Origin of the sequence: Pseudomonas gingeri, assembly GCF_013385635.1 — a bacterium.
GTDB lineage: Bacteria > Pseudomonadota > Gammaproteobacteria > Pseudomonadales > Pseudomonadaceae > Aquipseudomonas > Aquipseudomonas gingeri_A.
This window is the reverse complement of record NZ_JACAPR010000013.1, coordinates 44,531-68,431: the sequence shown is the minus strand read 5'-3', so window position 1 is coordinate 68,431 and position 23,901 is coordinate 44,531. Positions and strand designations below refer to the sequence as shown.

At 63.3% G+C, this 23,901-nt stretch carries 22 protein-coding genes; 11 read left to right on the top strand and 11 right to left on the bottom strand.

All coding sequences use genetic code 11. The features are described from left to right. Nucleotides 1-187: 187 nt before the first annotated feature. Entirely contained in the window at nt 188-709 is a 522-nt protein-coding gene (locus HX851_RS41270) for a GNAT family N-acetyltransferase (RefSeq protein ID WP_177063871.1), read from the top strand. A 16-nt stretch (nt 710-725) separates the two neighbouring features. Here the strand turns inward: HX851_RS41270 and HX851_RS41265 are convergent, their stop codons facing one another. The 3 genes from HX851_RS41265 to HX851_RS41255 are packed head-to-tail and all read right to left on the bottom strand — an operon-like array spanning nt 726 to nt 4,709. Beyond that, entirely contained in the window at nt 726-2,150 is a 1,425-nt protein-coding gene (locus HX851_RS41265) for an efflux transporter outer membrane subunit (RefSeq protein WP_177056801.1), read from the bottom strand. A gap of 1 nt (nt 2,151) precedes the next feature. After that, nucleotides 2,152-3,180: an HlyD family secretion protein gene (locus HX851_RS41260; RefSeq protein ID WP_177056802.1), complete on the bottom strand. Its 1,029-nt coding sequence runs from the start codon at nt 3,178-3,180 to the stop codon at nt 2,152-2,154. Continuing rightward, nucleotides 3,177-4,709, bottom strand: coding sequence for an MFS transporter (locus tag HX851_RS41255; protein WP_177063870.1), 1,533 nt, complete (start codon nt 4,707-4,709; stop codon nt 3,177-3,179). The genes HX851_RS41260 and HX851_RS41255 overlap by 4 nt, the downstream gene beginning before the upstream one ends. Nucleotides 4,710-4,805: 96 nt before the next feature. Here HX851_RS41255 and HX851_RS41250 point away from each other — a divergent pair, with 96 nt between their 5' ends. After that, the gene (locus HX851_RS41250; protein ID WP_177056804.1) at nt 4,806-5,564 is read left to right on the top strand and encodes an IclR family transcriptional regulator; all 759 of its coding nucleotides are present in this window, start codon (nt 4,806-4,808) and stop codon (nt 5,562-5,564) included. A gap of 111 nt (nt 5,565-5,675) precedes the next feature. On the opposite strand, the gene HX851_RS41245 is transcribed toward HX851_RS41250, so the two are convergent. Continuing rightward, entirely contained in the window at nt 5,676-5,942 is a 267-nt protein-coding gene (locus tag HX851_RS41245; RefSeq protein ID WP_177056805.1) for a DUF2790 domain-containing protein, read from the bottom strand. A gap of 808 nt (nt 5,943-6,750) precedes the next feature. On the opposite strand from HX851_RS41245, the gene HX851_RS41240 reads away from it, so the two are divergent. The 8 genes from HX851_RS41240 (at nt 6,751) to HX851_RS41205 (ending at nt 13,354) form a co-directional block, all read left to right on the top strand. Then, nucleotides 6,751-7,599: a transporter substrate-binding protein gene (locus tag HX851_RS41240; RefSeq protein ID WP_177056806.1), complete on the top strand. Its 849-nt coding sequence runs from the start codon at nt 6,751-6,753 to the stop codon at nt 7,597-7,599. A 53-nt stretch (nt 7,600-7,652) separates the two neighbouring features. Further along, nucleotides 7,653-8,315 (top strand): amino acid ABC transporter permease, encoded by a 663-nt coding sequence (locus tag HX851_RS41235; protein ID WP_177056807.1) that lies wholly within the window; start codon nt 7,653-7,655, stop codon nt 8,313-8,315. 9 nt (nt 8,316-8,324) lie between these two features. Next, complete coding sequence (locus HX851_RS41230; protein ID WP_177056808.1) at nt 8,325-8,987, top strand: amino acid ABC transporter permease; 663 nt, start codon at nt 8,325-8,327, stop codon at nt 8,985-8,987. Further along, nucleotides 8,984-9,775 carry an amino acid ABC transporter ATP-binding protein gene (locus HX851_RS41225; RefSeq protein ID WP_177056809.1) on the top strand — a complete coding sequence of 264 codons (792 nt, stop codon included), beginning with the start codon at nt 8,984-8,986 and terminating at the stop codon, nt 9,773-9,775. The genes HX851_RS41230 and HX851_RS41225 overlap by 4 nt, the downstream gene beginning before the upstream one ends. Before the next feature lie 21 nt (nt 9,776-9,796). Beyond that, nucleotides 9,797-10,183, top strand: coding sequence for a RidA family protein (locus HX851_RS41220; protein WP_177063869.1), 387 nt, complete (start codon nt 9,797-9,799; stop codon nt 10,181-10,183). Between the two features lie 212 nt (nt 10,184-10,395). Beyond that, nucleotides 10,396-11,160 (top strand): IclR family transcriptional regulator, encoded by a 765-nt coding sequence (locus tag HX851_RS41215; RefSeq protein WP_177056811.1) that lies wholly within the window; start codon nt 10,396-10,398, stop codon nt 11,158-11,160. 35 nt (nt 11,161-11,195) lie between these two features. Beyond that, nucleotides 11,196-12,413, top strand: coding sequence for an amino acid deaminase (locus HX851_RS41210; protein WP_177056812.1), 1,218 nt, complete (start codon nt 11,196-11,198; stop codon nt 12,411-12,413). Nucleotides 12,414-12,427: 14 nt separating this feature from the next. Beyond that, nucleotides 12,428-13,354, top strand: coding sequence for a sugar kinase (locus tag HX851_RS41205; RefSeq protein WP_177063868.1), 927 nt, complete (start codon nt 12,428-12,430; stop codon nt 13,352-13,354). 137 nt (nt 13,355-13,491) lie between these two features. On the opposite strand, the gene HX851_RS41200 is transcribed toward HX851_RS41205, so the two are convergent. Together HX851_RS41200 and HX851_RS41195 are read right to left on the bottom strand one after the other, a co-directional pair. Beyond that, a complete protein-coding gene (locus HX851_RS41200) occupies nt 13,492-13,767 on the bottom strand; it encodes a peptidylprolyl isomerase (protein ID WP_007932676.1) in 276 nt (91 codons plus the stop codon). 58 nt (nt 13,768-13,825) lie between these two features. Further along, entirely contained in the window at nt 13,826-16,360 is a 2,535-nt protein-coding gene (locus tag HX851_RS41195) for a PAS domain-containing hybrid sensor histidine kinase/response regulator (RefSeq protein WP_177063867.1), read from the bottom strand. Nucleotides 16,361-16,495: 135 nt separating this feature from the next. Here HX851_RS41195 and HX851_RS41190 point away from each other — a divergent pair, with 135 nt between their 5' ends. Further along, entirely contained in the window at nt 16,496-17,665 is a 1,170-nt protein-coding gene (locus tag HX851_RS41190; RefSeq protein ID WP_177063866.1) for a PilT/PilU family type 4a pilus ATPase, read from the top strand. 77 nt (nt 17,666-17,742) lie between these two features. Here the strand turns inward: HX851_RS41190 and HX851_RS41185 are convergent, their stop codons facing one another. The 5 genes from HX851_RS41185 to HX851_RS41165 form a co-directional block, all read right to left on the bottom strand. Then, nucleotides 17,743-18,681 (bottom strand): carbohydrate kinase family protein, encoded by a 939-nt coding sequence (locus HX851_RS41185; protein ID WP_177063865.1) that lies wholly within the window; start codon nt 18,679-18,681, stop codon nt 17,743-17,745. Nucleotides 18,682-18,687: 6 nt separating this feature from the next. Further along, nucleotides 18,688-20,178, bottom strand: a complete 1,491-nt coding sequence (xylB, locus tag HX851_RS41180) for a xylulokinase (protein WP_177063864.1) — start codon at nt 20,176-20,178, stop codon at nt 18,688-18,690. Between the two features lie 115 nt (nt 20,179-20,293). Continuing rightward, a complete protein-coding gene (locus HX851_RS41175) occupies nt 20,294-21,775 on the bottom strand; it encodes a mannitol dehydrogenase family protein (RefSeq protein ID WP_177063863.1) in 1,482 nt (493 codons plus the stop codon). A gap of 33 nt (nt 21,776-21,808) precedes the next feature. Beyond that, entirely contained in the window at nt 21,809-22,912 is a 1,104-nt protein-coding gene (locus tag HX851_RS41170; RefSeq protein ID WP_177056819.1) for an ABC transporter ATP-binding protein, read from the bottom strand. A gap of 148 nt (nt 22,913-23,060) precedes the next feature. After that, nucleotides 23,061-23,897 (bottom strand): carbohydrate ABC transporter permease, encoded by an 837-nt coding sequence (locus HX851_RS41165; RefSeq protein WP_177056820.1) that lies wholly within the window; start codon nt 23,895-23,897, stop codon nt 23,061-23,063. Nucleotides 23,898-23,901: the final 4 nt, after the last annotated feature.

Sequence of the window (23,901 nt, the reverse complement as noted above, 5' to 3'; positions counted from 1 at the left end):
TGTCTGATCGTTCCCACGCTCCAGCGTGGGAACGCCTCCCTGGACGCTCTGCGTCCGCTCTTGTGACGCGGAGCGTCACGGGCTGCATGCCCACGCGGAGCGTGGGAACGATCGTACGGTCCTTTGCCAGCCTGTCGCGAACCGCTCTACACTGGCTGGCCTTGTTGTTTTTATGGAAGAAAAAACGATGCCTGCCGAGACTCCCTCCGTCGTGATCGAGCGTTTCCGTGAAGCCCATGTCGAGGGCATCACCGCGCTCTACAACGAACCCGCCGTCTGCCGCCAGGTACTGCAGATGCCGTTCCAGTCCGCTGAAGCCTGGCGCCAGCGCCTGATCCAGCGCCAGGACAACGAACGTCTGCTCTCGCTGGTGGCGTTGCATGAAGGTGGGGTGATCGGCAGTTGCTCGCTGGAGCAATACAGCCGCGTGCGGCGCAGCCATGCCGGCACTATCGGCATGGGCGTGGCGACGGCCTGGCAGGGCAAGGGCGTCGGTTCGCAACTGCTGGCGGCGGTGCTGGAGGTGGCGGACAACTGGATGAACCTGCAGCGTGTAGAACTCTGCGTGTATGCCGACAATGCGGCGGCTCAGGGCCTGTACCGCAAGTTCGGCTTCGAGGAGGAGGGCGTGATGCGCGACTATGCGATTCGCGACGGCCGCCTGGTGGATACGCTGAACATGGCGCGGCTGCGCCGATCCTTGGCTTGAGTCCTCCGGGATCAGGTCATGGCTGGCTTGTCGGCGGCCAGCCACCACCGAGCGCCTTGTACAACTGCACCAGGTCGGTCGACACCTTGGTCGAACTGTCGGCCAGGGCGCTCTGGGTGGCGATCAACGCGCGCTGTACCCCGAGCACATTGATAAAGTCGACGGCGCCTTCCTGGTAGCGTTGCCGGGCGTTGTCCAGGGCGATCCGGTTCTGTCGTACGGCTTCTTCCAGCGAGGCATGATGGCGCTGTTCGGCGCTGTAGTCGGTCAGGGCATTGTCCACTTCGTGCCAGGCCCCGAGCACCGTGCGCTGGTAGTTCAGCGCCGCTTCCTGCTGCTGGTGTTCACGCAGTTCGAGGGTCCCGGTCAGGCGACCGCCCTGGAAGATCGGCAGGTAGAGACTGGGACCGAAGTTCCACTGTCGCGAGCCCCAACTGCCGATGTCCGAACCTTCCAGGGTCTGGAAGCCGAAACTGCCGCCGAGGCTGACCCGCGGATAGAAGTCGGCCTTGGCCACGCCGATGGCGGCGGTGGCACGGTGCAGGGTGGCTTCGGCCTGCTGGATGTCCGGGCGGCGTTGCGCGAGTTCCGAAGGCAGGCCGACCGGCACCCGGGTCGGTGGCAAAGGAATCGGTGCCGCCGGTGACAGTCGTGCGCTCAGGCTGCGCGGTTGTTCACCGAGCAGGTAGCTCAAGGCATTGATCAGCCGGGCCTGCTGCGCTTCCAGCAAGGGCAGGCGGGCTTCGATATCGGCGACCTGGGCGGCGGCGTTGGCGGTGTCGAGCTGGGTGGTGACGCCGTTGTCGTAGCGGGTCTGGGTCAGGTCGCGGCTGTGCCGGGCGATATCGAGGTTCTGCCGGGCGACTTCCAGGCGTGCCTGGGTGCCGCGCAGGCGCAGGTAGTCGCTGGCGGTCTCGGCGGCGACGCTGAGCAGCACGCCATTGCGCTGGGCCTGGCTGAGGTCGACCGCCGCATCGGCGCTTTCCAGGCCGCGGCGCACGTGGCCCCACAGGTCGACCTCCCAACTGGCATCGAGGCCCAGGGTCCAGAGATCGAAGGGCGACTGACCATTGTTGTTGGAGGCATCCAGCAGGCCGGTGGCGCTGTTGCGTTCACGCTGGTAACTGCCCGAAGCGGATACGCCGGGCAGTTGTTCGCCGCCGGCGACCTGGCGGGCCGCGCGGCTTTGCAGCAAGCGCTCATTGGCGCCGCGCACATCGAAGTTGGCTTGCGCGGAGCGTTCGACCAGTTCGGACAGCAGCGGGTCGTTGAACTGCCGCCACCAGCTCACATCGATGGCCTGTGCCGCCGCGCTGCTGCGCACGTTCCGCGCTTCGGTGCTCCAGGCGTCGGGCAGGTCGGCACGGGGCGTGCTGAAGTCCGGACCCACACTACAGGCGCCGAGCCCGGCGAAGGCCAGCAGGCAAAAATAGCCGCGCATGCTACAGGCTCCCCTGGGTGATGACCCGGGCGACTACCGACATGCCCACCCGCAACCCGTCCAGGCCCGGCTGGTCATGGTCGAAGACGATCTTCACCGGGATCCGCTGCACCACCTTGGTGAAGTTGCCGGTGGCATTGTCCGGGGCAATCGCGGAAAAACTCAGGCCGGTGGCCGGCGCCAGGCTGTCGATATGGCCGCGATAGGTGCGGTCGGGGAAGCTGTCGATGGCGATGTCCACCGCCTGGTCGGGCCGCATGTGGGTCAACTGGGTTTCGCGGAAGTTGGCGACGACATAAGCGTCGCTGACCGGGACCACGGCCATCACCGCCTTGCCCGGGGCGACATAGGCGCCGACCCGGACACTGCGCTGGCCGATCACGCCGTCGCGAGGGGCGACCACGTGGGTGTAGGAGACATTGAGGTCGGCCTGGACCAGCGTCGCATGAGCCTGCTGCACCGCCGCCTCGGCCATTTCCAGGCGGGCCTTGAGCACATCCTGGTTCTTCTGCTGTTCCAGCCTGGCCGCCGCATCATGATCGCGCGCCGCTTGCCAGCGGGTCAGGTCGGCCGCGGATTTCTGTTGTTCCTCGCGTGTGCCGGCACCGGCGCTGGAGAGGTTGCGATAACGCTGGGCGTTGGCTTCGGCAAAGCGCAGGGACGCAGCCGTCGAGCGCAAGGTGGCATCGGCCTGGGTGATCAGCGTGGCCTGGCGTTCCAGCTCTGCGGCGAGGTTCTTCACCTGGGCCTGGGCGGCGTTGACCGCGGCGATGGCGGCGGCTTGCGCGGCCTGGTAATCGCGGGCGTCGATTTCCAGCAGCAGTTGGCCGGCCTTGACCGGCTGGTTGTCGGCTACCGCAACGTTGCTCACCACCCCGGCGATTTGCGGGGCGATCAGTACCGAGTCGGCGCTGATGCGCGCGTCGTCGGTGCTTTGCGCGCCATCGCTGTGCAGCAGGTGATAACCGGTATACACCACGGCCAGGAGCACGGCGCCCCCGACCAGGCTGAGAGAGAGTCTGGGTTTCATGGCATTTTCGGTGGTTGAGGTGGGAAGGGCCGGGTTGGCAGGGTCAGCAGGAGAATCGCCAGGATCGCGATCAGCCCGATGATTGCCAGGAAGGCGTCGCTGAAGCTCAAGATGAAGGCTTGTTCACGCAGGCGGCCGGCCATGGCCGTGATCGGTTGCTCTTCCAGCAGCGGCGCCAGTGCCAACTGGCTGGACGACCACTGGTCCACCAGCACATTGGAGTGTTGGTGCTGGCGGGCGGTGATGAAGTTCTCCAGCAGCACTGTGCCGATCACCGAGGCCAGGCCGCGAATCGAGTTGACAATGGCCGAGGCGAAGGGGCCTTCCATCGGTTGGATCACCCCGGTGGCAGTCATCAGCAGAGGGACGACGATCATCGGCTGGCCGAGGGTCTGCAGCAGTTGCAGTGCATAGAAGTCTTCGCGTACCCAGGCGCCGGTCAGGTGCGAGCCGCCGAGACAGGCCAGGGTTATCAGCCCCAGCCCACAGGCGATCACGTAGCGCGAATCGACCCAGTTGCGGTTGATCACGGTTGCCACCATCGGCGCCAGCAGCAGTTGCGGCAGGGCGATCAGCAGCGCCAGGGGCATGGTCTGGGCGGCGCGATAGTCCTGGATGTGGCCCAGGTAGTTGGCAGGCAGCGCCACCGCCGACAACGACACCATCACGAACAACGCCAGGGTGGCGATGCCATAGGCGAAGTTGCGCCGCTCCAGCAGTTGCACCTTGAACAGTGGCAGCGGATGGAACCATTCATTGAGCAGGAACAGCGGCAGGCAGATGGCCGCCCCCGCCAGCAGCAGACAGATCAGCGGCGACTCCAGCCAGTCCAGGCGTTCACCCTGCATCAGGCCGATGACCAGCATGGCCAGGCCACCGCAGCCGAGCAGCGCGCCACGCCAGTCGGCCTGCTTGAAGCGCTCCAGGCGCAGCGGGTCCTGTGGAATGCCATAGGCGATAAAGGCCGTGGCGAGCAGGCCGAATGGGGCGATCTGCCAGAACACCAGGCGCCAGTCGAGGTTTTCGGTCCAGGCGGCGGCCAGGGGCAAGGAGATATTCGGGCCGAAGGTCGCGGTCAGCGCATAGGCCGACAGCCCGTACAGCTTGTAGTGCCACGGCAGGAAGCGCAGGGCCACGGTCATCAGCAGCGGTGGCAAGGCGCCGCCCGCCAGGCCTTGCAGCACCCGCAGCAGCAACAGCACATCGAGGTTGGGCGCCAGCGGGCAGAGTACACCGAAGAAGCTGAAGGCCAGGGTCATGGCCATGGCGAAGCGGCGCAGGGAAAAGGTCACCGCCAGCCAGGGCGCGATCAGCATCGCCGAGACCTCCGCGGCTGCATACAATGCGCTGATCCATGTGCCTTCGTCATGGCCGATGCCGAACACCCCCAGCACATCCGCCAGGGCGAGTTCGGTGACCCGATCGTTGATACCCGAGGTCAAGGCCGCGATCAGTACGCCCACCAGCCCGATGATCAGGCGCCGGTCGAACGGTACCGCCACGGGTGGCGGGGGAAGGGGGGACAACATGCACGCAGATCCTGTAAGAGGCGGTTGCTTGAAAACGTGACCGCTATCAATAATTCGGTACACTGTATCATTCAGTGATACAGAGGAGCAATATCCATGTCAGTGCCTGAAACGGAACGCGGCGGCATCCAGGTGATCGCCCGTGCGGCGGCGATCCTGCGGTGCCTCGAAAATGAACCGGGTGGCTTGAGCCTGGGAGCGATTGCCAAGCGCATCGACTTGCCGCGCTCGACGGTCCAGCGCCTGGTCGATGCCCTGGCCCTGGAGCAGCTACTGGAGATCCAGGGACCCGCCGGCGTACGTCTGGGCCCGGCCTTGATGCGCCTGGCTTCCCACAGTCATGTCGATGTGACACAAAAGACCCGGCCTTATCTGGAGCAACTGTCCCGTGAAACCGGCGAAACCGTGGTCCTGCTGCATGCCAGTGGAGCTGAACTACTGATCCTGCAGATGGCGTTGTCGACCCAGCCGCTGCGGGTCGTGCCGGATGCCAGTTCGTTCCTGACCATGCATGCGACCTCGGGGGGCAAGGTGCTGCTCGCGCGCATGAGCGACGAAGCGGTGACACAACTGTTGGGGAAGAATCTCAAGAGCCTGACGCCGAGCACCCAGACCCATTTGCCGGACCTGCTGGCGGAGCTGGCGGAGGTGCGGCGCACCGGTGTGGCTTTTGACGCCGATGGGCATATGCCGGGAGTCAGTGCGATGGGGGTCGAGTTGGTGACCGGCCAGGGGGTCTACGCATTGTGCGTGGTGGCACCGACGGTGCGTCTTGAAGGGGCGCGCGGTGAAGTACGTGAGCGTCTGCTGGCGACGCAGAAGGCCATGCTGAAGGCTTTTGACAGCGTCAAATAATCCCTTGCGCAGTTGCTCGCACAGGCCTCATCGCGGGCAAGCCGGCTCCCACCAGAGGAAGCACGGCAGCCAGGACCTTGCGCTGGGGCGACGGTGTTCGAGCAGGCGATATCAATTATTGAAATCGCAGGCTTCCGACATCTTGCGATAAGTGACGTCCTCGATTTTCCCGGCCTTGTCGACAAACTTCATATCGGCATTGATCACTTTGCAGGTTGAGGTGGGCTGCTCGGTCATGGAGATCAGCTTGTCGATGTTCAGCGGCATGCCGTAGTGATAAGGCACCGCCTGGGGCGTGGCGTTGGTGTCGGCCTGGGCCATGCCGGCAACGGCGGTCAGGGCCAGGGCGCTGGTCATCAAAAGGGTACGAAGTTTCATGATGTATCTCCGAAGCAGGCTTGAGGTTCCGTTCGACACCCGATGTGTTGAACATGCCGCGGAGGGCGACAGAAAGGATCTGCGCTGACGCGGTCGATTTCACTTTCCATGGCTGGGATTAACCCTGAATTAAGTGTAGGGCTTTTTATTAGCTTACTAACGGAGTCGGAAAGTGGCTAATCGCCATTGATCAGATACCAAAGGATTCATACGAAAGTTAATGTCAAAAACATGCCGCGAATTGCTAGAATTCACCATTACCTGCCAGTAAGGTCAAAAAAACGGCAGATCTCCAGCGAAATTCAATTCAGGTGATCAGCGTGGCTAGAGGATTTGTGCTGTACATGGTCGGAATGGCAGCGGTTCTGCTGGTATTCGCGGTAGTGCTGACGATGCTACTGCGTTGATGGTTCAACGCAATTTCCGACCGTTCCGATAGGCCTTGATTTCTACCTGTGACAAGTACATCACCTTCGTTCATGCGCTGGATTCACTGACGCCTTCGCGGGCAAGCCCTGCTCCTACAGTTATATATCGATACCGCCGCAAGGGGCGCCCGCCCCGAAATCACCCACCTGCGCACTGCTTTGGGGCCTTGGCACCCACTGGCACGTTGCTTTCCGTAGCACACTCGTCTGGTCCCTCCAGTAACAGTATTTTTCTCTCTAATCCTATCCATTTGATTTTAATCACTTTTTAAAGATGGCTAGGTGATGCCAGATTGCTGTGGCACACTTTCTGCTCTCTATTCCGTTGTTACATACTAAGTTCCGGTATAACGGAACACACATCATCGGAGTGCAACGTCATGCATCGCGTACCTTCCTTGTTCAAAGCGTGTGCTTTTCTTTTTGCCGCCACGGCGGTTGTGGCTGGGGCCGCCCAGGCCGCCGACAGCAAGCTCGACAGTGTGCTCAAGCGCGGTCACCTGATCGTCGGCACCGGCAGCACCAACGCGCCGTGGCACTTCCAGGGCGCGGACGGCAAGTTGCAAGGCTTCGATATCGATATCGGCGCGATGATCGCCAAGGGCCTGTTCAATGATGCGAGCAAGGTCGAGTACGTGGTGCAGTCTTCCGACGCACGGATTCCCAACCTGCTGACCGACAAGGTCGACATCAGTTGCCAGTTCATCACCGTGACCGCCAGTCGCGCCCAGCAGGTGGCCTTCACCCTGCCGTACTACCGCGAAGGCGTTGGCCTGCTGCTGCCGATCAACAGCAAGTACAAGGAAATCGATGACCTGAAAGCCGCCGGCGACGGCGTCACCGTGGCGGTGCTACAGAACGTCTATGCCGAAGAACTGGTGCACCAGGCGCTGCCAAAGGCCAAGGTCGACCAGTACGACAGCGTCGACCTGATGTACCAGGCGGTGAACTCCGGCCGTGCCGACGCCGCCGCCACCGACCAGTCCTCGGTCAAGTACCTGATGGTGCAGAACCCTGGCCGCTACCGCAGCCCGACCTACGCCTGGAGCCCGCAAACCTACGCCTGTGCGGTCAAGCGCGGCGACCAGGACTGGCTGAACTTCGTCAACACCGCGCTGCATGAATCCATGACCGGCGTCGAGTTCCCGACCTATGCGGCATCCTTCAAGAAATGGTTCGGCGTAGACCTGCCATCCCCAGAGATCGGTTTCCCTGTCGAATTCAAGTGATCCGTTAAGGGCAGGGCGCCGCTGGCGGCGCCTTGTCGAAGGTACTCTGAACCATGAACTATCAGTTGAACTTTGCCGCCGTCTGGCGCGATTTCCCCAGTTTGCTGGCAGGGCTCGGCCTGGGCCTCGAACTGGCCTTGCTGTCGATTGCCATCGGTTGCGTGATCGGCCTGATGATGGCGTTTGCCTTGCTCAGCAAGCATCGCGCATTGCGGGTGGTGGCTTCGGTGTATGTCACGGTGATCCGTAACACGCCGATCCTGGTGCTGATCCTGTTGATCTACTTCGCCATGCCCAGCCTGGGCATCCGGCTGGACAAGATCCCCTCGTTCATCATCACCCTGTCGTTGTATGCCGGCGCCTACCTGACCGAAGTGTTCCGCTCCGGCCTGTTGAGCATCCCCAAGGGCCAGCGCGAAGCCGGGTTGGCCATCGGCCTCGGCGAATGGCAGGTGCGGGCCTACGTGACCGTCCCGGTAATGTTGCGCAACGTGCTGCCGGCGCTGTCCAACAACTTCATCTCGCTGTTCAAGGACACCTCGCTGGCGGCGGCGATCGCCGTGCCGGAGCTGACCTATTACGCCCGCAAGATCAACGTGGAGAGCTACCGGGTGATCGAAACCTGGATGGTCACCACCGCGCTCTATGTGGTTGCCTGTTACCTCATTGCCATGATGCTGCGTTACCTCGAACAGCGTCTGGCGATTCGCCGCTAGGAGTCCCCCATGTACGAATCCCCAAGCTGGCTGCATGAGTTGTGGGTCGCCCGGGACACCCTGTGGCAGGGCTTTCTGACCAGCGTGCAATGTTCGGCCCTGGCCATTGTCTGCGGCACCCTGATCGGCATCGCCGCCGGATTGGTGCTGACCTACGGCAAGTTCTGGATGCGCGTGCCGTTCCGCCTGTACGTCGACCTGATTCGCGGCACACCGGTGTTTGTCCTGGTGCTGGCCTGCTTCTACATGGCCCCGGCGCTGGGCTGGCAGATCAGTGCATTCCAGGCCGGGGCCCTGGGCCTGACGCTGTTCTGCGGCTCCCATGTGGCGGAAATCGTCCGTGGTTCACTGCAGGCGATTCCCCGTGGGCAACTGGAAGCGGGCAAGGCCATCGGCCTGACCTTCTACCAGTCCCTCGGCTACGTGCTGTTGCCCCAGGCGCTGCGGCAGATCCTGCCGACCTGGGTCAACTCGTCGACCGAGATCGTCAAGGCCTCCACCCTGCTGTCGGTGATCGGCGTCGCCGAACTGCTGCTCAGCACCCAGCAGGTGATCGCCCGGACCTTCATGACCCTGGAGTTCTACCTGTTCGCAGGGTTCTTGTTCTTCATCATCAACTACGCCATCGAACTGCTCGGTCGGCATATTGAAAAGCGGGTGGCGTTGCCATGATTCCGACTACCAGTCAAAACGACAAGCAGGCGCTGCTCAGCATTCGCGGCCTGCACAAACAATACGGCCCGGTCGAAGTGCTCAAGGGCGTCGACCTGGAAATGCAGCGCGGCAACGTGGTCACGCTGATCGGTTCCAGCGGCTCGGGCAAGACCACGCTGCTGCGTTGCGTGAACCTGCTGGAAGAGTTCCAGGGCGGGCAGATCACCCTCGATGGCGAGTCCATCGGCTACAGCGAAGTCAATGGCAAGCGCGTGCGTCACCCGGAAAAAGTCATCGCCCAGCATCGGGCCATGACCGGCATGGCGTTCCAGCAGTTCAACCTGTTTCCGCACCTGACCGCGTTGCAGAACGTCACGTTGGGTCTGCTCAAGGTCAAGAAACTGCCCAAGGACCAGGCCATCGTCCTGGCGGAAAAATGGCTGGACCGGGTCGGCCTGCTGCAGCGTCGCGATTACTTCCCCGGCCAGTTGTCCGGCGGCCAGCAGCAGCGCGTGGCGATTGCCCGGGCCATTGCGATGAACCCGAGCCTGATGCTGTTCGACGAAGTGACCTCGGCCCTCGACCCAGAACTGGTCGGCGAAGTGCTTGCGGTGATCAAGGGCCTGGCCGAAGAGGGCATGACCATGTTGCTGGTCACCCACGAGATGCGCTTTGCCTTCGAAGTCTCGGACAAGATCGTTTTCATGAACCAGGGACGCATTGAAGAACAGGGGCCACCCAAAGAACTGTTCGAGCGCCCGCAATCGCCGCGTCTCGCGGAATTTCTCAAGAACACGCGTTTTTAACTTTCATTCAAGGAGAACATCATGAGCATTACTCGTTACGGCACCGGCAGCGCCGCGGGTGGCGGTCAGCCTCGTCCTTTCGCCCGTGCCGTCGAAGCCGATGGCTGGCTGCATGTGTCCGGCCAGGTGCCGGCGCTCAATGGTGAAATCATTGTCGGCGGCATCGTCGAGCAGACGCACCAGACCATGAAAAACCTGATCGCGATTCTCGAAGAGGCCGGTTATGGCCTGGAAAACGTGGTACGCGCCGGTGTCTGGCTGGAGGATCCACGGGATTTCTGGAGCTTCAACAAGGTCTTTTCCGAGTACTTCACGCCCGAACACGCTCCGGCGCGGGCCTGTGTGCAGGCGAACATGATGGTCGACTGCAAGGTCGAGATCGACTGCATCGCGTACAAGAAGAAGTGATGAAACCCTGATGGGCCTTTCGCGAGCAAGCTCTGCTCCTACAGGTTTTGATGATCGTTCCCACGTTCTGCGTGGGAATGCCTCTTGGGACGCTCTGCGTCCGCTGTTGTGACGCGTAGCGTCACGGGCTGCATTCCCACGCGGAGCTTGGGAACGATCAACGAATAATGGATGTAAACTCCCCGGCAATTTTTCAATGGGATTGCACTGACATGACCGAAGACACCATCAAGCGCCGGGCAAAAGGGCTGGACCGGGCGTTCGATATCCTCGACTACCTCAAGGAAATCGGCCAGCCATTGCGCCCCAACGATATCGCCAGCGGCATCGGCAGCCCCAAGTCCACGGTCTACGAACTGGTGGCCTCGCTGCTGGAACGACGGATTCTGGAAACCGTCGGCAAGGAAGGGCACGTCTATCTGGGCCGCCAGCTGTATTTCCTTGGCCAGGCCCACCTGCGTCACTTCGATCTCACCCGCGAGGCCGATCACGCCCTGCAGGAAATCGTCAGCCAGACCCACGAAACCGCGCAGATGTGCCTGCTCAACGGGCGCAAGTACACCGTGGCACTGATGAAGGAGGGCGAGCGGCATTTCCGTATTTCCTCGGATATCGGTGAAAACGCGCCGATTCCCTGGACCGCGTCCGGCCGCCTGTTGCTGGCGCATTTGAGCGACCAGGCAATCATCGATCTGATCGATCACGACGACTTTATCCTGCCGGATGGCCAGCGCCTGCCGCTGGAGGTCTTCCTCGGGGAAATCCGTCAGGCCGGTATCGACGGGTTCTTTTCCTTCGATAGCGTCGCCGACACCTTTACCCACTGTTTCGCCGCGCCCGTCAAGGACGAGCGGGGCATCTGCATCGCGACCCTGTGCATCGTCGCACCCCGGGCCGATGCAAAGAAAAACTACAACGACTATCGCCGGGTGCTGATCGACAGCGCGAACAACCTGGCCCGTCGTATCAACGAATAGCAGCGGCTGCGGCCGCGCCTGTCAAGGAGTCTGAAATGCCTGTTGCCCTGAACATTCCCGCCGTGGAGAAAGGCGCGGCCGCCATCGGTGCCCAGCTGGTACGTGACGTCAGTCTGCCGGCCCTGGTGCTGCACCGCGAAGCACTGGAACACAATATCCGCTGGATGCAGGACTTCGTCAGCCGCAGCGGTGCCGAACTGGCGCCCCACGGCAAGACCAGCATGGTCCCGGCACTGTTTCAGCGCCAGTTGGCCCAGGGCGCCTGGGGCCTGACCCTGGCCACCGCGGTACAGACCCGTGCGGCCTATGCCGCGGGTGTACGGCGGGTATTGATGGCCAACCAGTTGGTGGGCGCGGCGAACATGGCATTGATTGCCGAGTTGCTGGCGGATCCGCAGTTCGAGTTCCACTGCATGGTCGATCATCCGGATAACGTCGCGGCCCTGGGTGAGTTTTTCGCCGGGCGCGGCCTGCGCCTCAATGTGATGATCGAATACGGTGTGGTCGGCGGGCGTTGTGGCTGCCGCAGCGAGCAGGAAGTGCTGGACCTGGCCAAGGCGATCAAGGCCCAGCCGGCGCTGGCGCTGACCGGCATCGAAGGTTACGAAGGGGTAATCCACGGCGATGAGGCCGTCAGCGGCATCCGTGCCTTCGCCGGCTCCCTGGTGCGCCTGGCGGTGCATTTGCAGAACAGCGGTTCGTTCGATATCGGCAAGCCGATCATCACCGCTTCGGGTTCGGCCTGGTATGACCTGATCGCTGAAGAGTTCGAGGCGCAGAATGCCGGCGGGCGTTTCCTCAGCGTGCTGCGTCCCGGCAGCTATGTGGCCCACGACCATGGTATCTACAAGGACGCCCAATGCTGTGTGCTGCATCGTCGCGGCGACCTCGGCGAGGGCCTGCGCCCGGCGCTGGAAGTCTGGGCCCATGTGCAGTCGATGCCCGAACCTGGTTTTGCGGTGATCGCCCTGGGCAAGCGTGACGTGGCCTTCGACGCCGGCCTGCCGGTGCCCTTGCTGCGCTACAAGGCGGGCGTGGTGCCGGCGGTGGGCGAGGACGTCAGCGCCTGCAAGGTCACCGCGGTGATGGACCAGCACGCCTTTATGACCGTGGCGCCGGGCTGCGAGCTGCGGGTCGGGGATATCGTCTCGTTCGGCACTTCCCATCCCTGCCTGACCTTCGACAAGTGGCGCGTGGGCTGCATTGTCGATGAGCAACTGAGCGTGATCGAGACCTTCGACACCTGCTTCTAAGGGATATTGCTGGAATGACCACTCTGAACCTGCCCCCACCGCGCATTGCCCTGATCGGCGAATGCATGATCGAACTGCAACAACACGCCGACGCCAGCCTGCACCAGAGCTTCGGCGGCGACACCCTGAACACCGCGGTCTATCTCTCCCGGGAACTGGCCGGGCGTGGCTCGGTGGATTACGTCACGGCCCTGGGGGACGACAGTTTCAGCGACGCCATGTGCCGGATCTGGGCTGAAGAGGGCATCGGCCTGGACAGGGTCCAGCGCCTGCCTGGTCGCCTGCCCGGCCTCTACTGCATCCAGACCGATGCCCGCGGCGAGCGCCGCTTCCTTTACTGGCGCAACGAAGCGGCGGTCCGCGATTGTTTCACCACGCCGGCCGCCGCGCCGATTCTAGCGGCCTTGCCGGACTATGATGTGCTGTACTTCAGCGGCATTACCCTCGCGGTGCTCGGCGAACTCGGCCGGGAGAAGCTGATCGCGGTGTTGCAGGAAGCTCGTCGCGGCGATACCCGGGTGGTCTTCGACAACAACTACCGGCCGCGCCTCTGGTCCGGTGTCGAGCAGGCACGCGCGGCGTATCGCTCGATCCTGCCGTATGTCGACCTGGCATTGCTGACCTTGGAGGACGAACAGGCGCTGTTCGACTATGCCGACGGCACGGCGGTATTCAGGGCCTACGAGCAGATCGGCACGCCGGAAGTGGTGCTCAAGCGTGGTGCCGAGAGTTGTCTGATCCGTTGCGAAGGCGAGGCGTTCGAAGTACCGGCACAGAAGGTCGAGACCGTGGTGGACACCACGGCGGCGGGGGATTCGTTCAGTGCCGGGTATCTCGCCAGTCGCCTGACCGGCGGCAATCCGCAACAGGCGGCACTGGCCGGGCATCGGTTGGCAAGCCGGGTGATCCAGGTGCGCGGGGCGTTGATTCCCCGAGGTTGAGTGTCGTTCTTGCGGGCCTCTTCGCGGCGATGCGGCGTCCCGACAAGCCCGGCTCCCACGGATCGTAGTCGTGTGGGAGCCGGGCTTGCCCGCGAAGAACGATGACGCGGTTCTCCGGCTCAGTCGCGGTAGAACACTTAGTCGCGGTAGAACACTTGCACCAGGTGATAACCGAACTTGCTCTTGATCGGGCCGTGCACGGTGCGCAACGGTTTCTTGAAGATCACCTGGTCAATCGCGCCGACCATCTGCCCCGGGCGCACTTCCCCCAGGTCACCACCGCGCTTGCCCGAAGGGCAGGTGGAGTACTTCTTGGCCAGCACATCGAAGGCCTCGCCCTTGGCGATGCGTTGCTTGAGCTGTTCGGCTTCCTCGGCGGTCTTGACCAGGATATGACGGGCTTGGGCTTTCATGGACGGGTTACCTTGAAACGGTGGGGCGGACAACAGGGCGCGCGATTATGCCTGAAGATCAGTCGCCGTGGCCGATCATATCGCGTACCCGGTTGGCCAGCAGGTCAAGGGTGAAAGGTTTGGCGATCAGGTCCATGCCGTCTTCGAGAAAACCCTGGCGTTCGGCGGCTTTCTCCGCGTAACCGGTCATGAACAGCACTTTCAGCCCCGGACGATGCTGACGGGCGATCTCGGCCAGTTGCCGGCCGTTCATCCCCGGCAGGCCGACGTCGGTTACCAGCAGGTCGATGCGCAGCGACGATTCCAGCAACGGCAGGGCCGTGCGCGCATCGGCGGCCGGATGCACCGTGTAGCCCAACTCGTCCAGCACGCTGAGTACCAGCATGCGCACCGCCGGATCGTCCTCCACCACCATCACCGACTCATCGGCCGCGGCCGTGGGCGATTGCAGGTTGTCGGGCACCGGCACCGACTCGTTGGCCACGGCGTGGAATCGTGGCAGGTACAGCCGCACGCAGGTGCCTTCGCCAGGTTCGCTTTGCAGGGTGACATGGCCACCGGACTGCTGGGCAAAGCCATAGATCATCGACAGCCCGAGGCCGGTGCCCTGGCCGATGGGTTTGGTGGTGAAGAACGGGTCGAAGGCCTTGGCCAGGATCAGCGGGCTCATGCCGGTGCCGTTGTCGCTGACGCCGATCATCACGTAGTCGCCGGCCTTGACCGTCTCCAGGGTGCTGATATCGCTGCCGTCGAGGTAGCTGTTGGCGGTTTCGATCAACAGCGTGCCGCCTTCGGGCATCGCATCGCGGGCATTGATCACCAGGTTGAGCAGGGCGCTTTCCAGTTGCCCGGTGTCGGTGTTCACCGGCCAGATATCCTGTCCGAGCCGGACCTGCAGGTCGATATGCGCGCCCTTGGTGCGGCTGAACAGGTCCTCCAGCGATTGCACCAACTGGTTCGGGTCGATGCGCTTGCGGTCCAGCGATTGCCGGCGGGAGAAGGCCAGCAGGCGGTGGGTCAGGGCCGCCGCGCGCTGGGCCGAACTGACCGCGGCATCGGCGAAACGGCCGATCTCGGTGCAGCGCCCGGCAGCGATGTAGCGCTGCATCAGGTCAAGGCTGCCGATGATGCCGGTGAGCATATTGTTGAAGTCATGGGCAATGCCGCCGGTCAACTGGCCCACCGCTTCCATCTTCTGCGCATGGCGCAGGGCATCTTCGGCGCGCTCGCGCTCGAACATTTCGTTCTGCAGGCGCTGGTTCGACTCGGCCAGGGCCTGGGTGCGCTGGGCCACGCGCTCTTCGAGGGTTTCGTTGAGGTTGCGCAGGGCTTCTTCGGTCTGTTTGCGCTCGGTTTCGTCGCTGACGAAGATATAGAAACCGTTGACCGCTCCGTCCGGCCCATAGCGTGGCAGGTAGCGCATCGCCGCGTGGCGGTCGCGACCGTCGCGGTGCGGGCTGTCGACACTGAAGCTGCAGGCCTTGCCCGCCAGCGCGCCGGCGATATGTTCGGCGCGCCGGGCATAGGCGCGCTCGCCGAGCACCTCGCGCAGGGTCTTGCCGTAGAGTTCCTGGGGTGTCTTGCCGAACCAGTCGAGGTAGGCGCTGTTGTTCAGGCGAAAGCGCTCCTCGCGGTCGACATAGCCGATGAGCGCCGGCACGGCATTGATCACCAGTTGCAGCTCGGTCTGGCTCTGGCGCAGGGCCTGTTCACTGTGCTTGCGTTCGGTGATGTCCAGGGCTGCGCCGACAAAGCGTTGGGCCCGGCCATGGGAACCCTGGTAGCAACGGCCACGAGCGAACACCCAGCGTACCTGGCCGTTGGTCCGGACCCGGTATTCCTCGGCGTGCTCGGTGTTGTTCTCCAGGCAATGCTTGATCCCGCGCGCCACCAGACCACGATCCTCCGGGTGAACGTTCTCCATGTACACGCTGATGGGCGTCTGTGCCGCCAGTGCCGGGTCGACGCCGTGCAGCCGGGCAAAGCGCGCGTCGGTGACGAAGCGGTCCTGGTCGATATCCCAGTCCCAGGTGCCCAGGGTGCCGGTGGCGGCCATCGCCAGTTGCAGGCGTTCTTCGCTGTCCTGCTGGGCCTTGATGCTGGCGTCGGAGCGCTGCTGTAGTTCCAGGGCCAGGCGCCGGCGTTCGTTGGTTTCGATGGCGGTGACCAGAATGCCGGCTACCTCGCCCCGTTCGTCACGCACCGGGCTGTAGGTCAGGTCCAGCCAGAGGTCGACTTTCACACCACTGTGGTGCACGTTGAAATATTGCTCCGGCAGACTGCGGGTCTGGCCTTGCAGCACGGCCTGGAAGATCGGTGCGTTGAAGTCCTGGTAATCCGGCCAGGTGTCGTTGGCCGGCTGGCCGAACGCCTGGGGATGGCGGTCGCCGATAAGCCGGCCGAAGCCGTCGTTGTAGATCTGTACCAGTTGTGCGCCCCAGAGCAGCAGCATCGGCATGGGCGAGTGGGTGACGATATCCGCCGCGGTACGCAGGCTCTGCGGCCAGCGATCGATCGCGCCCACGGGGCTGCGGGGCCAGTCCTGGCGGCCCATGAGGGTGGCGACGTCGTTGTCGGGGATCGATCCGTTCATAAACCTGCCTTGAAGGTGAAGCTTTGAGTTGCGCAGCGGCTTATTATCCCGCCAAGCTGTAGACCATTGCCAATTCGAAATGACAGCGGATTTTTTGTCTAAACCTCAATTGAATGTATTGCGGACACCTTTGCCATGGAAATCCACGCCTTATTGAAAACCCTGGCCGCCCAGGACGGTTCGGACTTGTACCTGTCGACCGGGGCACCGCCGTGTGCCAAGTTCAACGGCGTACTCAAGCCATTGGGCATCGAAGCGCTCAAGGCCGGTGAGGTGGCACTGATCGCCGACGGTATCATGGACGCCGAGCAGCGCCAGCAGTTCGAGCGGGAACTGGAGATGAACCTGGCGATGTCATTGCCGGGTGTCGGGCGTTTCCGGGTCAATATCTTCAAGCAGCGCAACGAAGTGTCGATTGTCGCCCGTAACATCAAGCTGGAGATTCCCCGTTTCGAGGACCTCAAGCTGCCGCCGATCCTGCTCGACACCATCATGGAAAAGCGCGGCCTGGTGCTGTTCGTCGGCGCCACGGGCTCAGGCAAGTCGACTTCCCTGGCAGCCCTGATCGATTACCGCAACCGCCACAGCAGCGGCCATATCATCACCATCGAGGATCCGGTGGAGTATATCCACCGGCACAAGAAGTCGATCATCAACCAGCGTGAAGTGGGGGTCGACACCCGCAGCTTCCATGCCGCGCTGAAAAATACCCTGCGCCAGGCCCCGGATGTGATCCTGATCGGCGAGATCCGTGATCGCGAAACCATGGAACACGCCCTGGCCTTTGCCGACACCGGGCACCTGGCGATCTCCACCCTGCATGCCAACAACGCCAACCAGGCGCTGGACCGGATCATCAATTTCTTTCCGGAAGACCGTCGTCCGCAATTGCTCAATGACCTCGGTAACAACCTGCAGGCGTTTGTCTCGCAACGGCTGGTGCGTACCACTGACGGCAAGCGCCGGGCGGCGGTGGAGGTGATGCTGGGCACGCCGACGATCCGTGACTTCATCAAGCGCAACGAGTTTTCCGAGCTCAAGGGCATCATGGAGAAGTCCGAGATCAGTGGCATGCAGACCTTCGACACGGCCTTGTTCCACCTGGTGGTGGAAGGGGCGATCGACGAGGAGGAAGCGCTGAAGAATGCCGACTCGGTGAACAACCTGCGCCTGCGCCTGAAGTTGCATCAGGACAACGGCGCCCTGGCCCAGCAGAACACACCGCCCGCACCACCAGTGGCGGCACGGGAGCTGGATGTGAAGGACTGGGGCCTGGTGGACGATGGCGAACGCGGTCCGGGTTGAAGCACCGGATGTAATTCGGAGCGGAGGTATCAGCAGTGCGAGGACAGTTCGCACTGCTGTCTGTCGATTTTTCGCGATCAGGCCACCTGATGGCGGTAGGGCAGGTCCGGGCCGGTGCGGCTGCAGGTAATCGCCGCGGCGCTGACGGCGAAGTCCAGCATGCCGTCGATCTGTGCCTTGTCCAGGCGTTCCAGGCCGTTCACCGAGTCCAGTTGCTGCTCGGTCAGCCAGGCGATCAGCGCGGCCTGGAAGGTGTCGCCGGCACCGACGGTATCGGCCGTGACGACTTCGCGCGCGGGCACCGACCAGTGGCCATGGCGGCGGCTGAAGACGCTGGCGCCCTGGGTGCCACGGGTCAGGAATACCACCTGGCAGCGCTGGGCCAGCCATTCCTCGGCAACGCTGCGTGGGTCGCGATCGGGGTAGAGCAAACCCAGGTCCTCGTCGCTGACCTTGATCATGTCGGCATGTTCGGCCAGTTCCGCGATGCGCTGGCGCCACAGTTCGATATTCGGCTCAGGGTTGAGGCGCACATTGGGGTCGAGGGTGATCAGCCGGCGACCGCTTTCCCGGCGTACCAGGGTCAGCAGGGTGTCGGCAATCGGCTGCACCACCAGCGAGAACGAGCCGATATGCAGGCCGCGCACCTCGTCGCCGAGCTCGGGCAGGTGCCCCGGCAGCAACTGGCGGTCGGCACAGCCTTCGCCACGGAAGCTGTAGTGGGGCGAACCGTCGGCACCCACGGCAACCATAGCCAGGGTGGTGGGGGCGTCGAAGTCCAGCAGGTAATCGGCGCGCACGCCTTCTTCGCGCAGGACCTGTTGCAGGCGTCGTCCCAGGTAATCGGTGGACAGCCCGGCCAACAGCGCCGAATCGACACCCAGGCGGCGCAGGCCGACCGCGACGTTGAACGGCGAGCCACCGGCAATTGCCTTGAAGTTCACTTTCGACGTCTGCCCGCTTGCGTCGGGCTCACTGAAAAAATCAAACAGTGCTTCACCACAGACCAGATACATGGATGCTTACTCTTGAATGACCGCGACCTGTTGGCGGTAGCGGTGATAAATCGGTTGATAGGCGCTGACATTGGCCGGGATCGGCCGGGTTTCGCTGGCGGCGTCGAGGCTGACGCAACGGTCGCACAGTTCGGCCAGGCTGTGAATCGCCCCGGATTGGCACCAGGCAGCCTGGATCGCGGCACCGAGGGCAGCGGCTTCGCTCTGCTCGGTGCAGACCACCGGGGTGTCCATGATATCGGCGACCATCTGTCGCCAGACCGCGCTTTTCGCGCCGCCGCCGATCAGGCGGATACCGTGGCTTTGCAGGCCGTTGCCGCGCAGCAGGTCGAGGCCGTAGCGCAGGCCGAACGTGGTGCCTTCGACCACGGCCCGGCACAGGTTGGCCTGGGTCAGGTTGGTCAGCGTCAGGCCGAGCAGGCTACCGGTGGCCTGGGGCAGGGCGGGCACCCGCTCGCCATTGAGGAACGGCAGCATGCTGACGCCATCGGCGCCGATGGGCGCCTCATTGACCCGGGCATTGAAGTCATCGAGTCCGAGATTGAACAGCTCGCGCACCGCGCCGGTGGCGTTGGTCAGGTTCATGGTGCAGATCAGCGGCAACCAGCCGCCGCTGGAGGAGCAGAACGCCGCCACCGAGGCATCGGGACTGATCAGCGGCCGTTCGGCGTAGGCGTAGACGGTGCCGGAGGAACCCAGGCTCATGGTGATCACGCCCAGGCGGATATTGCCGGTGCCGATGGCGCCCATCATGTTGTCGCCGCCGCCGCTGGAGACCAGGGCGTCGGGGTTGATCCCCAGTTGCCGGGCGATTTCCGGCAGGACCCGACCGACCGGCTGGTGGGCCTCCAGCAGCTCCGGCAGGGCCGCCTGCAGGCGCCCGCTGGGGTCGATATCGCGCAGCAGTTGCAGGTCCCAGCCGCGCTGGCGCACATCGAAGTAACCACTGCCGGAGGCATCGCCGTACTCCGCGCAAGCGCGACCGGTCAGCCAGTAGTTGAGGTAGTCGTGGGGCAGCAGGATATGGGCGATCCGGGCGAACAACTCGGGATGCTGTTCCTTGGTCCAGAGCAGCTTGGACACCGTGTAGCCGGGGGCGATCACCAGGCCCAGGCGTTCGAGCGAACCTGTTTCGCCGCCCAGGTGTTCCAGCAGGCGCTGGTTTTCCGGGGTGGTTTCGGTGTCGCACCAGAGCTTGGCCGGACGCAGGACCTGGCCTTGCTCGTCGAGCAGCACCAGACCGTGCTGCTGACCGGAGACGCCGATGCCGAGGATTGCCTGGCCGTCGACCCCGGCGACCTGCAACGCCTGGCGGGTGGCGAGGACAAACGCCTGCAGCCATTCACCGGTGTCCTGCTCACGACGGCCATGGGCGCCGCTGATCATGCTGTGGGGGGCCGAGCCCTGGCCAAGCACCTGGCCGCTGACGGTGTCGAGGACAATCGCCTTGGTGCCTTGGGTGCCGCAATCGATACCGAGGTAGAGTTTCTGCTTCATGGAGGTGCCTGGTGGTTGTGAATTGATCACTCAATCTTGCCTGGACACAAAACTGTAGGAGCCATCACACATTTCCGAGCCGGCAAGCCGGCTCCTACAAGGAGCCATCACACATTCAATTGGCCTTGGCCAACAAGCGCTCCAGTGTCTTGCTCACGCCCACTTCGCGCAAGCTGTTGAAGCAGTTTTCGAAGGCCGCGACAAACTCCTTCGATTGCGCAATCGCCGTGCCGAAGATTTCTTCCACCGCCAGCAAGCGCTGCACGATCAGGCTGTCATCGGCCACCAGCGCCTGACAGAACTCGGCCCGCGGATCGGGAATGCGGTAGGTCGTACCGTTTTCATCGACACCCTTGAGGTACAGGGCCCAGGCCGCCACCACCAGCGCCGCGCGTTCGGTTTCGCGACCATCGGCGATCAGCCGGTTGATGGTCGGGATGGTGAACTTGGGAAACTTCGACGAACCGTCGGAGCAGACCCGCTCCAACTGGTCGGCAATCGCCTGGTTGGAGAAACGCTCGACCAGGGTGTTCTTGTAGTCGGTCAGGTCGATCCCCGGTACCGGCGCCAGTTGCGGGGTCACGTCCAGGTCCATGTAGGCACGCATATAGGCCACGAACAGCGGGTCGTTCATGGTTTCGTGGACGAAGCGGTAGCCCTTGAGGAAGCCCAGGTAGGTGAGGGCCAGGTGGCTGCCGTTGAGCAGCTTGATCTTCATCTCCTCATAGGGCGTGACGTCGTCGGTGAACTGCACGCCGACCTTTTCCCAGGCCGGCCGGCCATCGACGAACTTGTCTTCCAGGACCCACTGCACAAAGGGTTCGCAGACCACCGGCCAGGCGTCGTCGACACCATGCTCGTCATGCAGTTGCAGGCGATGGGCGGCGCTGGTCATCGGGGTGATGCGGTCGACCATGGCGTTGGGGAAGCTGACATGCCCGGCGATCCAGTCGCGCAGGTCGGCATCGCGCAGGGCGGCGAAGGCCAGCAGAGCCTTGCGGGTCACCGCGCCGTTGTGCGGCAGGTTATCGCAGGACATCAGGGTGAAGGCTGCAATGCCGTTGGCGCGGCGCTTGGCCAGGGCCGCGCAGAGGAAGCCGAAGACGGTCTGTGGTTGATCCGGGTGGCGCAGGTCGTGCTGGATCTGCGGCAGGTGGCTCATGAATTCGCCGTTGCTGTCGTCGATGCAGTAGCCGCCCTCGGTGATGGTCAGCGAGACGATACGGATCTGCGGCGAGGCCAGCTTGTCGATCAGCGCCTGGGCGTCGTCCTGGGCCAGCAGCATGCCGCTGATGGAGGCGATCACGCGGGTTTCGGTGTCGTCGCCGTCGCCCAGTTCATAGAGGGTGTAGAGGTAGTCCTGGGCCGCCAGGGCATCACGGACGCCCTGGTCTTCCTTGCGCAGGCCGACGCCGCAGATGCTCCAGTCCAGGCCCTCGCCGAGGTTCATCAGGGCGTCGGTGTAGTAAGCCTGGTGGGCGCGGTGAAAGCCGCCGACGCCGATGTGGGCGATGCCTTGCCGGGTGTTGGTCGCGGCGTATTGAGGCAGCGCGACTTCGGGGGCCAGGTTGTGCAGGTTCTGTTTGTTCAGGTTCATTGCAAGGAGCTCTCGTCAATCAGGCGTCGTCAATCAGGCGGCAGCGCGCAGCGGGCGGGCGACCGCAACGCCGTCGGCATCGAATAGGTGGCAGTGGGTGCTGTCCAGGTGCAGGTTGAGCGTCTCGCCGTACTGGCTGGCCAGGTCACCGCGGATGCGCATGGTCAGCGGCTCGCCGGAGCGGGTCACGACATGGCAGAAGGTGTCGCTGCCGAGGCGCTCGCCGACATCGGCGGTGACTTGCAGGGTGCAATCCCCGGGGCTGGCGATTTCCAGGTGTTCCGGGCGGATGCCCAGGGTCACCGGGCTGCCGACGCTGAGGCTGGCGCCACTGTGGGGCAGACTGATGCGGGTGCCGGCCTCCAGTTCGACTTCACAGCCCTGGCCGTCGATGCGACTGACCTTGCCCTTGAGGAAGCCCATCTTCGGTGTGCCGAGGAAGCCGGCGACAAACAGGTTGGCCGGCGAATGATAGAGCTCCAGGGGCGAGCCGACCTGTTCGACGCGACCGCTGTTGAGGACCACCACCTTGTCGGCCAGGGTCATGGCTTCGACCTGGTCGTGGGTCACGTAGATCATGGTTGCCTGCAGTTCCTTGTGCAGGCGCGCCAGTTCCAGGCGCATCTGCACGCGCAGGGCGGCGTCGAGGTTGGACAGCGGTTCGTCGAACAGGAAGATCTTCGGATTGCGCACGATCGCCCGGCCGATGGCGACCCGCTGACGCTGGCCGCCGGAGAGTTGCTTGGGCTTGCGTTCGAGCAACGGACCGAGTTCGAGGATACGCGCGGCTTCGTTGACCTTGCGCTCGACATCGGCCTTGGCCACGCCGGCCAGGTCGAGGGCGAAGGACATGTTCTTGCGCACGCTCATGTGCGGATACAGGGCGTAGGTCTGGAACACCATCGCCAGGTCGCGCTTGGCCGGGCTGACTTCGGTGATATCGCGACCGTCCAGTTCGATGGTGCCGGAGGTGACTTCCTCCAGCCCGGCGATCAACCGCAGCAGGGTGGACTTGCCGCAGCCGGACGGGCCGACGAAGACCACGAATTCACGGTCGCGGACTTCCAGATCGATGCCCTTGATGATGGAAAAACCTTCGAAGCCTTTTTGCAGATTCTTGATTTTCAGGTTGGCCATGGTGAGGCTCCTTTTGAAGTTCGCTGCGAATCCCTGTGGGAGCCGGCTTGCCGGCGATGAGGCCCTTGAGCCTTGCGGCAACCGTTCGGTCGCTATCGCTGGCAAGCCAGCTCCTGCACGGGTTCTGTTTTGTTCAAAAAATGCTGATTTACTTCACGGCACCGAAGGACAGGCCGCGTACCAGTTGTTTCTGGCTGATCCAGCCGAAGATCAGGATCGGTGCGCAGGCCAGGGTCGAGACGGCGGACAGCTTGGCCCAGAACAAGCCCTCGGGGCTCGAGTAGGAAGCGATCAACGCGGTCAGCGGCGCGGCATTGGAAGAGGTCAGGTTCAGCGACCAGAACGCTTCGTTCCAGCACAGGATCAACGACAGCAGCATGGTCGAGGCGAGCCCGCCCTTGCTGATCGGCAGCAGCACCCGGACCATTTCCTGCAGCAGCGTGGCACCGTCGAGGCGGGCGGCTTCGAGGATGTCCTTGGGGATGTCCTTGAAGTAGGTGTACACCATCCAGACCACGATCGGCAGGTTGATCAGGGTGTAGATCACGATCAGCGCGATGCGTGTGTCGAGCAGCCCGAAGGACTTGGCCAGCAGGTAGATCGGCATCAGCACGCCCACCGGCGGCAGCATCTTGGTGGAGAGCATCCACAGCAGGGTGCGCTTGGTCCGCTGGGTTTCGTAGAACGCCATGGAGTAGGCCGCAGGCACCGCGATCAGCATGCACAGCAGCGTGGCGCTGAAGGAGATCACCACCGAGTTCCAGGCGAAGTGGAAGTAGTCACTGCGCTCCTGGATATGCAGGTAGTTCTCCAGCGTCGGGGTGAAGAAGAACTGCGGCGGCGTGGCGAACGCGTCGATCTCGGTCTTGAAGCTGGTCAGCACCATCCAGAAGATCGGGAAGAAGATCAGGATCGCGATGGCCCAGGCCAGGATGCCGAGCAGCACGCTTTGCAGGCGCCGGGATTGTTTGAGTGTGAGGGTCATGGCG